The sequence below is a fragment of the Streptomyces jeddahensis genome (genome assembly GCF_001642995.1).
Classification (GTDB): domain Bacteria; phylum Actinomycetota; class Actinomycetes; order Streptomycetales; family Streptomycetaceae; genus Streptomyces; species Streptomyces jeddahensis.
Genome location: NZ_LOHS01000172.1, coordinates 1 through 818 on the forward strand (window position 1 = coordinate 1; position 818 = coordinate 818).

Genomic DNA, 818 nt, shown 5'->3' on the forward strand with positions numbered 1-818 from the left:
CCGGGGGAGCGGGGCGGGCTGACCAGGGGGCGCGGCTGCCGCCGCTGGGAGGAGGCCCGCACGATGAGTTCTGTCGGTATCACCTGCTCGACCGGTTCATCCGAATCGACGCCTTCGATGGCGTCGATGAGGAGTTGCACCACTGCGGTGCCGATGCGGCGCGGCTTCAGGGAGAGCGTCGTGATCGGCGGTTCGGTGTTGGCGTAGACGGACGACTCGCTGCAGCACACCAGCAGCAGGTCGTCGGGTACGCGCAGGCCGTACCGGCGTGCCGCCGCCAGGAGATCGGTGCCGTTGGGGTCGAAGAGTCCGTAGACGGCGTCGGGCCGGTCCGGGCGGGCGAGCAGCCGGTCGGCGGCCACCGCTCCGGCGCAGGGGTCGTGGGCGGGGTAGGCCTCGTACACGGGGTCCTGTCCGACACGCTCGCACCAGTTCAGATACGCCGTCGTGGAGAGGTTCGTGTACGTGTCGGTGGAGGTGCCGGTGAGCAGTCCGATGCGGCGGGCTCCGGCGGCGGCGAGGTGGTCGAGGATGCCCAGGACGGCGGCCTCGTGGTCGTTGTCCACCCAGGCGGTCACGGGCAGCGAGCCGGCCGGGCGTCCGTCGGAGACGACGGGCAGGCCCTGGCGCACGAGTTCGCTGACGACCGGGTCGTGGTCGGAGGGGTCGATGACGACGGTCCCGTCGAGCGCGACGTTCGACCAGACGTCGTGCCGGGATGTGGCGGGGAGGATGACGAGGGCGTAGCCGCGGGCGAGCGCGGCGGAGGTCGCGGCTCTCGCCATTTCCGCGAAGTACGCGAACTCCGTGAAGGTGAA

At 71.3% G+C, this 818-nt stretch carries 1 protein-coding gene; it reads right to left on the minus strand.

The annotated features are described in order from the left end of the window. Nucleotides 1–818, minus strand: an 818-nt coding sequence (locus tag STSP_RS33255; protein ID WP_067284753.1) for a LacI family DNA-binding transcriptional regulator, incomplete at both ends; no start/stop codon positions are given.